Source organism: Pantoea sp. GbtcB22 (genome assembly GCF_019091025.1).
Taxonomy (GTDB): domain Bacteria; phylum Pseudomonadota; class Gammaproteobacteria; order Enterobacterales; family Enterobacteriaceae; genus Pantoea; species Pantoea leporis.
The window spans coordinates 1-240 of record NZ_JAGXKB010000728.1; the positions used below are offsets into that span (position 1 = coordinate 1).

The following is a 240-nucleotide window of genomic DNA, read 5'->3' on the forward strand; positions in this document are numbered from 1 at the left end:
TGGCTCATCAACAGCTGATGGCTTTTCTGATGCTGATGATCCTTGGCGCTGGCGTGCTCAGCTATCTGGCGCTGCCGCGCAACGAAGATCCCGCCTTTACCATCAAAACCGCCGTGGTCTCGGCGCAGTGGCCCGGTGCCGGTCTCGACGATACGGTGCAACTGCTGACTGAACCGCTGGAGAAAAAGCTGCAGGAAGTGGCCTATCTGGATTACGTGCAGAGCGGAACGCATCCCGGTA

General features: G+C 58.8%; 1 protein-coding gene. It reads left to right on the forward strand.

Going from position 1 to position 240, the window contains the following annotated elements:
• The coding region (locus KVT28_RS26505; RefSeq protein ID WP_217551280.1) for an efflux RND transporter permease subunit at nucleotides 1-240 on the forward strand (240 nt) is incomplete at both ends.